We start from the raw sequence: 11,539 nt of genomic DNA on the forward strand, positions 1-11,539 counted from the left end.
GGGGCGGCCGACGGCGCGGTCGTTGCGGCGGACGCAGGACCCGCGTCGATGAAGCGCACGCGGTAGCCCGGCTGAAGCAGCGCCGGCGTATCGCGCGACAGATCCCACATGGCCGTCGGCGTGACGCCCAGGATCTGCCACCCGCCGGGACTGGCTTGCGGATAGACGCCGCTGAACGTACCGGCCAACGCCACCGCGCCGGCGGGGATGCGGGTGCGCGGCGTCTTGCGACGGGGCACGTCCAGGGTGGGATCGCCGCCGCTCAGGTACGCAAAACCGGGCGCAAACCCGGTGAAGGCGACGCTGTAGGTGCCGCCGGTGTGCCGGCGCACCACTTCCTGGCGCGTGATGCCGAGCAGCGCCGCGACTTCGTCCAGGTCTTCGCCGTTGTAATGAACCGGGATCTCGATCAGCTTGCCCTCGCGCGCGACACGGCCCGACGTATCGCGGCCGCCGATATCGGCGATCAGGGCCTCGCGCGTCACGCTGTCAGGCCGGAACACCACCAGCACGGTACGCGCGGCCGGCACAAGCTCGGTCACGCCGGCAATCGGCCGGGCCTGCAGCGCGTCGAACAGCGCCAGGGTCTGCTCCAGATCGTCCAGTTCAACGAGCAGGGCATCGGTATTCACGGGCAAAAAGCGCACGAGGCCTCCTAGGCGGCAAACGAGCGAATGGTAACGCCAGACTGCTCCAGGCGGCGGCGCACCTCGCGCGCCATGTCGACCGCGCCCGGGCTGTCGCCATGCACGCAGATCGAATCCGCCTGCACGCGGGTCAGCGAGCCGTCGATGGCTTCGACGACCCCGTCTTCCACCAGGCGCAGCATGCGCCGCGCCACGATGTCCGGATCATGCAGCACGGCCCCCGTTTCGCGGCGCGAGACCAGCGTGCCCTGCGGCGTATAGGCCCGATCGGCGAACGCCTCGGCCACCACGCGCAAGCCGCGTTCGCGCGCCAGCGCCAGCAGCGGCGAACCCGCCAGCCCCACCAGCGCCAGCGACGGGTCTACCGCAAGCATCGCCGTGATGACGTCGTTGCCTTGGCGAGCGTCGTGCGCAATGGTGTTGTACAGCGCGCCATGCGGCTTGACGTAGCTGACCTGCGTGCCGGCCGCGGCGGCCAGCCCCTTCAGCGCGCCGATCTGGTAGATGACGTCGGCGATCAGGTCGGCGCTGGCCACGTCCATGTTGCGTCGTCCGAAGCCGGTCAGGTCCGGGTAGGACACGTGCGCGCCCACCGCCACGCCATTGGCCACCGCGCCCTTCAGCGTGGCCAGGATGCCGGCGGGATCGCCGCCGTGAAAGCCACAGGCCACGTTTGCGCTGGACACCAGCTGCAGCATCGCGGCGTCGTCACCCATGGTCCAGGCGCCCAGGCTTTCGCCCAGGTCGCTGTTCAGATCTATCCTAGCCATCGCTTGCTTCTCTATGTGCCGTCAGGGCCAAAATGTGTTGGGCTGTGTGGGGCGTTTGTTTGTAGAACGTCTGTTACAGTATTGTTCTACAATTTTTATAAATAGTAGATCAAAAAATGCTGCATTGACTATCAGTATTTCCCCCGAGTCAGGACAAAACGGCATCTTTTGACGGGCAATCTGGAAATGGCTCGGATACACTCGAAAGCGAAAGGCCTTCCCGCCCCTGCTGATTTCCCGTCAATGACCGATCCCAACGCGCACCAGACCCTGACCGACAAAGTCACCGAACAGATCCGCCGCCGGTTGATCAACGGCGAATTCGCGCCCGGCCAACGCTTGTCCGAAGCGACGCTGACGCAAAGCCTTGAGGTATCGCGCAATACGCTGCGCGAAGCGTTCCGCAACCTGACCAAGGAAGGGTTACTGACCCACTCGCCCAACCGCGGCGTCGCGGTGGCGGTACCCAGCATGGCCTCCATCATTGACCTCTACCGCGTGCGGCGCATGATCGAATGCCAGGCGCTGGCGCAGGCGTACCCGCACCACCCGGCACACCAGCGCATGCGCCAGGCCGTGGACGACGCCGTCGCCCGCCGGCACAGCCAGGACTGGCCGGGCGTGGGCACCGCCAATATGGCTTTCCACATGGCCATCGTGGAATTGGCCGATAGCGAACGGCTGAACGCCATGTTTTCGCTGTTGCTGGCCGAGCTGCGGCTGGTATTCGGCCTGCTGCAAGACCCGGAATTCCTGCACGCGCCCTATGCCGACATGAATGCGCGGATCCTGGAACGGGTCGAGGCCGGGGAGTTCCAGGCCGCCGCCGATGCGCTCAAGGACTACCTGGCGCAGTCCGAGCGCATCGTGCTGGCAAGCTATGCGCGGCGCGTCAGCGCCTTGGGCGGCTGAGCCCGCCACGACCGCAGCACGTCCACCGCCAGGAACGCCAGCAGGCTCACGCCCATCACGGGCAGGCACACGCCCAGCGCCAACGCCACCACGGCGACCAGGAGGCGTCCCGGCCAGGTCAATTCGCGCCACGCCTGCGTCAGCGTCTGCCCCGAAGCGCCCGCCGCCGGACGGCGCAACCACCACATCCGGTATCCCAAGACGATCATCGTGGTAAGCGCCAAGCCGATGGCGGCCATGAGCAACTGGTTGGGCCAGCCGAACAAGATGCCCATGTGCATGTCCACCCCCCAACGGATCAACTTGGCGATCAGCGGAAACGTGGCGAAGTCGGCGCGGCTGGTAATGGCGTAAGTGGCCGGATCGATCGCGATGGTGTCCACCTGCGTGGGCCAGGACCGGTCGACTTCACGCACCGTCCAGGCCTGGTCGGCCGCGCGCGGCGGACGGATCTCCAACTGGTTGCTATCGATGCCGCCGGCCCGGGCGGTTTGCAGGATGCGGTCGATATCGCCCGCCGGTGCCGCCACGGGCGTCATGGCCATGCCGGCCATTGCCCCATGATGATGCGCGTGCTCGCCCTCGCCCTGCCCCGCCGGCATGCCGGCGACCGGCAGCTTCAGCGACACGGACGGCGTGATCCAGCCCAGTTGCGCCCGCAGTTGATCCACGCGCCCGCCCGCCCAGTTCGACCAGGTCAGGCCCGTCGCGGACAAGAACATCAGTCCCGCCGCCAGCCACAGCCCCAGCAAGACGTGCCAGCGGCGCGTGCGCAGGCGCGGGCTGCGCGCCTGCGCCGCGGGATACCGGCGGCGGCCCGCCAGCCACATCGCCAGCCCGCCCAGCGTGGCCAGCCACATCCACGAGGCAGCCAGTTCGCTGTAGTTGCGGCCCAGTTCGCCCAGCATCAGGTTGCGGTGCAAATAGTCCAGCGCCGTACGCAACGGCAGCGTGCCGCTGGTGCCGTAGACGATCATGTCGCCCTTGATCTCCAACGTGGCGGGATCGACGAACAAGGCACGGCTCTCGGAATCGCCCAGGCCGGGCTGCGTGAACATGACGCGTGTGGTGTCACCCGCGCCGGGCGCCGGGCGCACCGCGAACAGGCGCGGCCCGGCGCCAATGCGGGCCTGCGCCGCCAGGACCTGGCTGGCCAGGGATTGGGCCGGCCCCGTCGAGGCCGTGCGCAGCTGGTCGGCATACAGCAGGTTTTCGATCTGCGGGGTCAGTACGAACAACGTGCCGGTGACGGCCGCCACCAGGATGAACGGGCCGACGAATAGCCCGATATAGAAATGCAGCCGGGTGATCAGCGCCATCAAGGCGCTGCGGCTCGCAGCCCGCTCGCGCGCGGGCGCGGCGGGGGAATCCAGGGTTTGGGTGGACATGGGGTCCTCGAATACGAACGACGCCGCCCGACCCGGGCGGCCTTCATGCGCGCAATGCGCGCACGCCGATAGGGGTCATTCGGGAGTCGAGGGAGGCGCGCGCGGTCCCAGCGGCGGGCCGGCAGCCGGCATCGCCGGACGCGGGCCGTCGACGACCGCAGGTGTTTGCGCCAGCCAGCGCAGCAGCGCGGGCGCCACCGCCAGCATCGGCGGCACATCCAGCACCTGATGCGCGCTCAGCCCAAAGGGGCATTCCTGCCCGGCCCCGCCGTGGTCGTCGGGCGCGCCGTGGCCGTGATGGCCGTGATGGGCATCTTCCAGCGCGGCCGGCCCGCGCAGCACCGGCAGCGCACCGCCGCCTGCCGCGCAAAACCCCAGCGCCAGACGGCCTTGCCGCAGCGCATCGGCATCCGGCATATATCCCACCGGCACCCAGGCCCGCGCCACCAGCAACAGCAGCAGCAACAGCCGCCCGACATCGGCGGCCAGGGCGGCATGGGAGGGTCGGCAGGAAAGTCCGGTGCGCATGGGCCCAATCCAGGGCGCCGGCGGATTCCGGCACCATGCCGGAATTCTACTCGCCGCCCTGCCGCCGGCGACCCACGCATTCTGCTTGCGAACGCGTTCTTTCGGGCATAAATTGAGCAAACCCGTTTTGAGTACGGGCCAGCCGGCCCGCCCGATACGGCGTCGAAAGGTCGTTTTTTATCTTTTAAGCCCGCGAGGAGCGTTGCGATGAAAGTGAAACACCTGTTAGGCCCGGCAGCCCTTGCGCTGTCCCTGCTGTTCACCACGCCCGGCGTGGCGCAAACCGCCGATCCCGCCCCCATCATCACGGGCAAGCATTGGACGGAATCAGACGCCAGCCATAAGAAAGCCTACCTGCTGGGGATCGCCAACCTGTTGCAAGTCGAACGCGCCTACCAGGAACGGCGCAAGCTCAACGACACCCAGACGCTGGTTCCCCGATTCACGACCGGCCTGCAAGCCCAAACGCTGGATTCGGTGCGCGAACGGCTGGACAGTTGGTATGCCGCCAACCCGACCAAGCTGGACCGCCCCGTGATCGAGACCCTGTGGTTCGAGATCGTCGTCCCCGGCGCAAAGCGCAAGCCCTGAAGGAGCCGTCATGAAGCTTATTCGATCGATTCTCATCGGCGTCGCGATAGGGACGCTTGCAGCCTGCACGAACATGACGCCCAAGCAGCAAGGCACCATGTCCGGTGCGGCCATCGGCGCTGCGGCGGGCGCGGGCATTGCCGCCATCGCGGGCGGCAGCGCCTGGACAGGCGCCGCCATCGGCGGCGTGGCGGGCGGTGTCGCGGGCAATATCCGCGGCGGCCAGTCCTACTGATAGGGCATCCGGCCCCGCGCCCGGCCATCAAGCGGCCGTTGCGCGGGGCTTTCGGCAGGCCGCTACCCTCCCCCGCTTAGCCCTGCTTGGCGCGCCAGGCCTGGTACCTGGCCTGGTTCTCCTGGTTCGGCGGATACAAGCCGGGCAGTTTTTCCCCCGCTTCCACCTGCTGCATGATCCAGCCTTCCAGCCGTTCCTGCTCGATGGCGATCTCGACCACCTCATCCAATATCGCTGCCGGAATCAGCACCGCGCCGTCGCGGTCCAGCACGATGACATCGTTCGGAAACACCGCGACGCCGCCGCAGCCCACGGGTTCCTGCCAGCCCACGAAGGTCAGCCCGGCAACCGACGGCGGCGCGGCCGCCCCGCTGCACCATACCGGCAGGCCCGTGCCCTCGACGCCTTCCAGGTCCCGGACCACGCCATCCGTCACCAGCGCGGCCACGCCGCGCTTCTGCATGCGCGCGCACAGGATGTCGCCGAAAATACCCGCATCGGTCACGCCCATCGCGTCGACCACGGCAATGCAGCCTTCAGGCATATCTTCAATCGCCGCGCGCGTCGAAATGGGCGACGCCCACGAGGCTGGCGTCGCCAGGTCCTCTCGGGCCGGCACGAAGCGCAGCGTGAACGCGCGCCCCACGATCCGATTGGCGCCCGGCGCCAGCGGCCGCGCGCCGCGCAGCCACACGTTGCGAAGCCCCTTTTTGAGCAGCACGGTGGTCAGGGTGGCGGTGGTGATGCCGGACAGGGCCTGGACGACGCGTGCGTCCAAAGGCTGAGGTGCAATCGTCATGATGCAGGTTCTCCTGGAATGGACTTCGATTGTGACCCTGCGCAAAACGCAATACAACACGGTTTTTGCAGATTCAGAATCCGTTTTTTATACCTGCGTCGTCGGCTCGCATGCCCGCACCGCATGCCCCGGCACGCCTTGCGCTTACCAGCGATGCTGATACGTCAGCGTCAGCACCGTGCCGGCCGCGGGCAGGCGGCTGGTGTTGGTGCCGCTGCGCATCAGCTGGCTGTACAGCGGGTAGTACTCGCGGTTGAACAGGTTTTCGATGCCGACCGTCACCGTGTCCTTCTTGGTGAACTGGTAGCGGCTCATGACGTCCACGGTGAAATAGCTGTTGACCTCGCGACGCCCGAAGCTGGCGACGCCGTCCAGGCGATAGTCCTTGCTGGCGTAGTAGTTCGCCTGCAAGCGGTTGCTCCAGCGCTCGTTCGGCCGGTACTGCACGTAGCCCGTCACCTTGACGGGCGGAATGCGGTACCCCGTCATGTTGCGCCATTCGCCGCCGTCTGGTTGCTCCTGCCCCTTCATCCAGGTGAACGTGCCGCCCGCGCCCCAGCGTTCGTCGTCCGTCAGGTAATCGGCGGCCGCTTCCACGCCGTACACGCGTTCCTTGGTGCGGGTCAGAATCAGGCCATTATTGAAACTCTGCACATCACCCAGCTTCGACGTCGTGTAGAACACGGCCAGCGACGCCGTGGTGTTGTCGCCCACGGCGCCACGCCAGCCCAGCTCGTAGTTGTTGGTCTTGACGGGCTCCAGGTCCGACGAGCCGATGTCGAAACCCGGACGCGCGTTGCGCATCTGCACGCCGATGTCGGGCAACTGGAAGCCCTGGCTGAACGACGTGTAGACCTCCTGCCCGCGCACGGGCTCGTAGCTCAGGCCCAGATTGAACAACAAGGCGTCGTAGTTCACCGTGCCGCCCTGCACGGTGGCCGGCGACGGCGCCCGGGACTGCGACAGAGGCACGAAGTCATTGAAACGCGCGGACGAATACTCGTAGCGCACGCCGCCCTGCCCCGACCATTGGTCGTTGAAGCGATGTTCCAACTGGCCGAACAGGCCCGTGCTGCGCGTGGTCAGTTCGGGCATATAGGTCAGCGTGCCCGTCTTGCGGAACACGCGGCCGCCGCTGCCGTCGAACGCGGCGGGATCGAAGATATCGATCGGCATGTCGCTGCGTTCCTGGTTGAAATCGGCGCCCCAAAGCAGGCGGGTCTTGTCGGATTCGCCCAGCGGCGTGTCAATCGTCAGGCGGCTGCCCAGCACCTTGGAATTCTGCATGGCCTGGTCCACATTGCCACCGCGCGTGACGACCGCGCGGGCGTCAAACGGCGTAAAGCGCGTGTAGTAGTCGCGGTAGTAGACTTGGGCCGACAGCTTGCTGCCCCACAGGTTCTGGTGCTGGTATTCCAGGTTCACCAATGTGTTGCGGATCTGGTTCTGGTCGGCCAGTTCCAGCCCGCCCAGCGGCAAGGCGCGCGCCGTGCCCGGCGGCAGGCGGCCCACCGACGGGTCCGACCCATAATCGCTGTCCTGGTCGGCGTTGTAGTAGCTGGCCGACAACTGCACGCGCTGGTCGTCGTCGATGCGCAGCCCCAGCTTGCCGCCCACGCTATAGATGTTGGAATCGAACAGGTCGCCCTGGCTGGGCTCCGAGGCGATCCGGCGGCCTTGCGCGTCGTAAGACGCGCCATTGTGGCGCGCGCCCAGGTCCAGCGCGTAATCGAGTTTGCCCTGGCTGCCGGCGAAATGCTGCTGCAACTGGCCGCCCAGGCCGTCGGCGCGCAAGCGGCTCAGGGGGGACACGGCCGTCAGCGTGGTTTCGGATACCGGTTCGCCGCCGGCCGGCCGCGTCGTGATGGAGACGATGCCGCCCGTGGCGCCCGCCCCATAGATCGAGCTGCTGCCGCGCAACACTTCAACGCGCTCGATGATGGCCGGATCGATGTTGGCCAGGTTGCGCGACGAATCGCGGTTGGTGTTCAGCGGAATGCCGTCCACCAGCACCAGGATGCCGCGGCCGCGCAGCGTCTGGCCGTAGTCGGTCATGGTGCGGCTGGAGTCGGCCATGCCCGGCACGACCTTCGACAGCACCGTCGCCAGGCTGTCGGACCCTGTCTTCAGTTCTTGCAGGCTGTCGCGTTCCAGCACGATGGTCTGTTGCACCGGGCTGACCAGGTTGCTGGCCATGCGCGAGGCGCTGACTTCGATCGGCGCCAGCACCGTCGGGGCGGCCGCGCCGGCAGGCTCAAGAATGATGGCGCTGCCTTCGTGGCGGGCGCGCAGCGGCGTGCCGCGCAGCAAGGCGTCAAGCGCCTCGCCCGGCGTCATGGTGCCGGACACCGCCCGCGCCTGGATGCCTGCCACGGCCTGAGGGGTATAGAAGATCTGCAGACCGTGCTGCTGCGCCAGCGATTTAAGCGCGCCGTCCAGCGGCTGGGCGGGCATGTCGATGGCGACCGGCGGCGACGCGGCCCAGGCGGCAGGCGCCCCCAAGGCGATCAGCACCGCCGCGCTGACGGCCCGGATCCGGCAGCCCATCGGCCGCGCGCGCTTGTTCTTATTGCGATCCACTTCATCCTCTCCTGATTAGGGCGGTCTCCGGCCCCCTGGCCGGATGTGCCCCGCGATAAGAGAGAAGACGCAGAAGCGGAAAAAAACCTGAATCGCCGCCCGAAGTATTTCCCGGGCGCACGCGCCGGCGGCCTAGCGGGCCACCACTTCAGCCCGCCCGTCGGGCAGCTTGCGCACCGTCACCGGCAGGATGTGCGGCAACGCGGTCAGGAAGGCGTCGGTGTCGTCGATGCGGAATACGCTGGTCAGGCGCAGCTCGGCCAGCCCCTTGCCGCCGCCCAGCACGACCGCCTGCGCGCGGTAGCGCGACACCTCGCGCACCGCGCTGGCCAGATCGGTATCGCTGAAGACGATCTGCCCCGCGCGCCAGGCCAGCGCCGAGGCCGCGGACGCCGTTTGCGGCGGCTCGACCTTGCCTGACGCGGTGACGCGGGCGCCAAGCCCCGCAGTGACCGACACCGCGCTGCCCGCGTCGTCCTGCCAGCCGGCCACGCGTACCGAACCGGACTCGACCAGGACGCGCAGTTCTTCCGCGTCGCGGCGCACATCGAAACGCGTCCCCGTCACGGTAGCTGTCCCCAAACCGGCATCGACAATAAAAGGACGCCCGGCGTCCTGGCCGACCGAGAACAGCGCCTCGCCTTCCAGCAGCTCGACCTGTCTTGCTTGCGCGCCGAACCGCACTTTCATATGGGTGCGGCTATTCAGTTCGGCGCTGGATCCATCCGGCAACGCCACGACGCGGCGTTCTCCCGGCCCCGTCCGGTACTCGGCCGTTTGCACGGCAGGCGGCTGCTGGCGCTGCCAGAACAGCACGCCCGCGCCGACCGCCAGCGCCGTCACGCCAAGCGACAGCACCTGGCGCCGGCCGGACGACCGCACGCGTCGGCGCGGCTCGGCCAAGGCCCGCAAGCGGTCCGCCGGCACCTCAGCGGCGGCTTGCCAGATGGATTCCAGTACGCGGTATTCATAGCCATGGCGGGGATCGGCCGCCAGCCAGGCCTGCAGTTCAGCCTGGCCCGCGGCATCCAGGTCCCCGGCGCGGGTCCGGGCGAACCATTTGGCGGCCTCGGAACGCGCGGCATCGCTAGCTGGGCGCATAGGCCCCCAGCCGTTCGCGCAGATGCAAGGCGGTGCGGATCATGTATTTTTCGACCATGTTCTTGCTCAGGCCCATGCGCTCGGCGATCTCGGCCTGTGTCAGGCCTTCCAGCCGTTGCCAGATGAAGACCTGGCGGCACTTGAGCGGCAATTCGGCCAGCGCCGCTTCCAGCGCCTGCCCCAATTGCTGCGTGCGCGCCTGCGCCACAGGGTCGCCCAGCTCGCTGGGATGGGCCGCTATGGTATCAAGCGGCACCCACTCCTGCCCGCCTTCGCGGCGGAAACTGTCGATGGCAGTATTGCGCGCGGCCTGGTGCAGATAGGCGCGCGGCTGTTCGACGTGGGCGGAACCGGCCTCCAGGCATTTCACCAGCGCATCATGCGTCAAGTCCTGGGCGGCGTCGCGGCAACCCAGCTTACGGGTCCAGACGGCAAGCAGTTCTTCGTAATAGGCAAGAAAGCCGTGTGGACGGGACCGGGAAGATGACATGAGGCGAGTTCGAAGCGAAGCGGCATGATAATGCTTTTTATTAGCAATTGCTACGCTACGCGCCGGCGAAGGGAAATTTTGCCCGAAACACCGGTTTTTCCGCACTACCTCCGACGCGCCCGGGCACGCACACGCGGGAATTCCCCCATCAGGCGCTCAGGTCCAGGCCCGGGCACGCTAATTGCGCCTGACTGGGGGTTTCCCTCCCTCGGAGAGTCCATGCCCGCCCCGACCGACGATTCCTCGCGGATGTTGACGGTGCTTACCGTCAACACCCATAAGGGATTCACCAGCTTCAACCGGCGTTTCATGCTGCATGACCTGCGCGAGGCGTTGCGCACCGCCGCGCCCGACGTGGTGTTCCTGCAGGAAGTGCTGGGCGAGCATCAGGCGCACGCCGAACGGCATTCGGCGGCCTGGCCGGCATTGTCCCAATATGAATTCCTGGCCGATACGCTGTGGACGGACTTCGCCTACGGGCGCAACGCCGTCTATCCCGCCGGCCACCACGGCAACGCGATCCTGTCGCGCTACCCGATCGAGCGCTATGAGAATCATGACGTCAGCGTGGACGGGCACGAAGGCCGCGGCCTGCTCCATTGCGTGTTGCGCGTGCCGGGCAGCGCGCCGGTGCATGCGATCTGCGTGCACCTGGGCCTGCTGGAACGGCATCGCGGACAGCAATTGAACGGGCTGTGCGAGCTGGTCAGCCGAGATGTGCCGGCCGGCGAGCCGCTGCTGATCGCCGGGGATTTCAACGATTGGCGGCTGAACGCCGACCGCCTGATGGCCGACTGCGGTACCCAGGAAGTCTTCACGACGCGCGTGGGCCGTCCTGCGCGCACATTCCCTGCCCGATGGCCGTTGCTGCGGCTGGACAGGATCTACGTGCGCAATGTGCGCGACTGGCGGCCGGTGCCGCTGGCGTCCCGCGTGTGGTCGCGGTTGTCGGATCATGTACCCATTTCCGCGGAGATCGCGCTATGACGGCCGTCGACCTGGGATGGCGGGAAGGCAACCGCTACACACTGCTGGAAAACGGCGAGGCCTACTTCCCCGCCGTCCGGCGCGCCGTCGAGTCGGCCACGCGCGAAGTGCTGATCGAAACATTCATCCTGTTCGACGACAAGGTGGGACAGGCGCTGCAGCAGACCTTGATCGCGGCCGCGCGCCGAGGCGTCAGCGTGGACCTGCTGGTGGATGGGTACGGATCCGACGAGCTGACGGATGAATTCATCGGCGCCATGACGCAGGCCGGCGTGCGCTTCCATATTTTCGATCCGCGCCCCCGGCTGCTGGGCGTGCGCACCAACGTGTTCCGCCGCATGCACCGCAAGATCGTGGCCGTGGACAGCCGCTGCGCCTTGGTGGGCGGCATCAATTTTTCGGCCGACCACCTGCCGGACTTCGGTCCTGAAGCCAAGCAGGACTACGCGGTGCAGGTGGACGGCCCGCTGGCGTCGGACATCGCCGATTACGCCCGTGCGGCCCTGAGGCG

At 67.4% G+C, this 11,539-nt stretch carries 13 protein-coding genes; 5 read left to right on the forward strand and 8 right to left on the reverse strand.

The window, feature by feature from the left end; genetic code table 11:
• The coding region (locus HG262_RS29870; RefSeq protein WP_169274445.1) for an allophanate hydrolase subunit 1 at positions 1-647 on the reverse strand (647 nt) is incomplete at its 3' end.
• An 8-nt stretch (positions 648-655) separates the two neighbouring features.
• On the reverse strand, positions 656-1,417 hold the full coding sequence (locus tag HG262_RS29875) for a 5-oxoprolinase subunit PxpA (protein WP_169274446.1): 762 nt from the start codon (positions 1,415-1,417) through the stop codon (positions 656-658).
• A gap of 243 nt (positions 1,418-1,660) precedes the next feature.
• On the opposite strand from HG262_RS29875, the gene HG262_RS29880 reads away from it, so the two are divergent.
• Positions 1,661-2,329 carry a GntR family transcriptional regulator gene (locus HG262_RS29880; RefSeq protein WP_169274447.1) on the forward strand — a complete coding sequence of 223 codons (669 nt, stop codon included), beginning with the start codon at positions 1,661-1,663 and terminating at the stop codon, positions 2,327-2,329.
• Here the strand turns inward: HG262_RS29880 and HG262_RS29885 are convergent.
• Positions 2,296-3,717 (reverse strand): PepSY-associated TM helix domain-containing protein, encoded by a 1,422-nt coding sequence (locus HG262_RS29885; RefSeq protein WP_169274448.1) that lies wholly within the window; start codon positions 3,715-3,717, stop codon positions 2,296-2,298. The genes HG262_RS29880 and HG262_RS29885 overlap by 34 nt on opposite strands.
• Positions 3,718-3,792: 75 nt before the next feature.
• Positions 3,793-4,245: a DUF2946 family protein gene (locus HG262_RS29890; protein ID WP_169274449.1), complete on the reverse strand. Its 453-nt coding sequence runs from the start codon at positions 4,243-4,245 to the stop codon at positions 3,793-3,795.
• A 207-nt stretch (positions 4,246-4,452) separates the two neighbouring features.
• Here HG262_RS29890 and HG262_RS29895 point away from each other — a divergent pair, with 207 nt between their 5' ends.
• The gene (locus HG262_RS29895; RefSeq protein ID WP_169274450.1) at positions 4,453-4,836 is read left to right on the forward strand and encodes a hypothetical protein; all 384 of its coding nucleotides are present in this window, start codon (positions 4,453-4,455) and stop codon (positions 4,834-4,836) included.
• 10 nt (positions 4,837-4,846) lie between these two features.
• A complete protein-coding gene (locus HG262_RS29900) occupies positions 4,847-5,071 on the forward strand; it encodes a hypothetical protein (RefSeq protein ID WP_169274451.1) in 225 nt (74 codons plus the stop codon).
• Positions 5,072-5,147: 76 nt separating this feature from the next.
• On the opposite strand, the gene HG262_RS29905 is transcribed toward HG262_RS29900, so the two are convergent.
• The 4 genes from HG262_RS29905 to HG262_RS29920 all read right to left on the reverse strand — a co-directional run bounded on the left by HG262_RS29905 (position 5,148) and on the right by HG262_RS29920 (position 10,041).
• Positions 5,148-5,870 carry a ribonuclease activity regulator RraA gene (locus tag HG262_RS29905; RefSeq protein ID WP_169274452.1) on the reverse strand — a complete coding sequence of 241 codons (723 nt, stop codon included), beginning with the start codon at positions 5,868-5,870 and terminating at the stop codon, positions 5,148-5,150.
• A 144-nt stretch (positions 5,871-6,014) separates the two neighbouring features.
• The gene (locus tag HG262_RS29910) at positions 6,015-8,417 is read right to left on the reverse strand and encodes a TonB-dependent receptor (protein WP_211187842.1); all 2,403 of its coding nucleotides are present in this window, start codon (positions 8,415-8,417) and stop codon (positions 6,015-6,017) included.
• 165 nt (positions 8,418-8,582) lie between these two features.
• The gene (locus HG262_RS29915; RefSeq protein WP_169274453.1) at positions 8,583-9,551 is read right to left on the reverse strand and encodes a FecR family protein; all 969 of its coding nucleotides are present in this window, start codon (positions 9,549-9,551) and stop codon (positions 8,583-8,585) included.
• Positions 9,538-10,041, reverse strand: coding sequence for a sigma-70 family RNA polymerase sigma factor (locus HG262_RS29920; protein ID WP_169274454.1), 504 nt, complete (start codon positions 10,039-10,041; stop codon positions 9,538-9,540). Before HG262_RS29920 ends, HG262_RS29915 begins: the two co-directional genes overlap by 14 nt.
• A 219-nt stretch (positions 10,042-10,260) precedes the next feature.
• On the opposite strand from HG262_RS29920, the gene HG262_RS29925 reads away from it, so the two are divergent.
• Together HG262_RS29925 and HG262_RS29930 are read left to right on the forward strand one after the other, a co-directional pair.
• Entirely contained in the window at positions 10,261-11,028 is a 768-nt protein-coding gene (locus HG262_RS29925; RefSeq protein WP_169274455.1) for an endonuclease/exonuclease/phosphatase family protein, read from the forward strand.
• The coding region (locus HG262_RS29930) for a phospholipase D-like domain-containing protein (protein ID WP_248293535.1) at positions 11,025-11,539 on the forward strand (515 nt) is incomplete at its 3' end. The genes HG262_RS29925 and HG262_RS29930, both read left to right, overlap by 4 nt.

Origin of the sequence: Achromobacter sp. Bel (genome assembly GCF_012928505.1) — a bacterium.
Classification (GTDB): Bacteria; Pseudomonadota; Gammaproteobacteria; order Burkholderiales; family Burkholderiaceae_B; genus Achromobacter.

What these genes read in the sequence shown, in the direction of transcription:
- HG262_RS29875 (WP_169274446.1), bottom strand. Translation starts at nt 1,417, where the DNA reads ATGGCTAGGATAGATCTGAACAGCGACCTGGGCGAAAGCCTGGGCGCC.
- HG262_RS29880 (WP_169274447.1), top strand. Translation starts at nt 1,661, where the DNA reads ATGACCGATCCCAACGCGCACCAGACCCTGACCGACAAAGTCACCGAA.
- HG262_RS29885 (WP_169274448.1), bottom strand. Translation starts at nt 3,717, where the DNA reads ATGTCCACCCAAACCCTGGATTCCCCCGCCGCGCCCGCGCGCGAGCGG.
- HG262_RS29890 (WP_169274449.1), bottom strand. Translation starts at nt 4,245, where the DNA reads ATGCGCACCGGACTTTCCTGCCGACCCTCCCATGCCGCCCTGGCCGCC.
- HG262_RS29895 (WP_169274450.1), top strand. Translation starts at nt 4,453, where the DNA reads ATGAAAGTGAAACACCTGTTAGGCCCGGCAGCCCTTGCGCTGTCCCTG.
- HG262_RS29900 (WP_169274451.1), top strand. Translation starts at nt 4,847, where the DNA reads ATGAAGCTTATTCGATCGATTCTCATCGGCGTCGCGATAGGGACGCTT.
- HG262_RS29905 (WP_169274452.1), bottom strand. Translation starts at nt 5,870, where the DNA reads ATGACGATTGCACCTCAGCCTTTGGACGCACGCGTCGTCCAGGCCCTG.
- HG262_RS29910 (WP_211187842.1), bottom strand. Translation starts at nt 8,417, where the DNA reads ATGGGCTGCCGGATCCGGGCCGTCAGCGCGGCGGTGCTGATCGCCTTG.
- HG262_RS29915 (WP_169274453.1), bottom strand. Translation starts at nt 9,551, where the DNA reads ATGCGCCCAGCTAGCGATGCCGCGCGTTCCGAGGCCGCCAAATGGTTC.
- HG262_RS29920 (WP_169274454.1), bottom strand. Translation starts at nt 10,041, where the DNA reads ATGTCATCTTCCCGGTCCCGTCCACACGGCTTTCTTGCCTATTACGAA.
- HG262_RS29925 (WP_169274455.1), top strand. Translation starts at nt 10,261, where the DNA reads ATGCCCGCCCCGACCGACGATTCCTCGCGGATGTTGACGGTGCTTACC.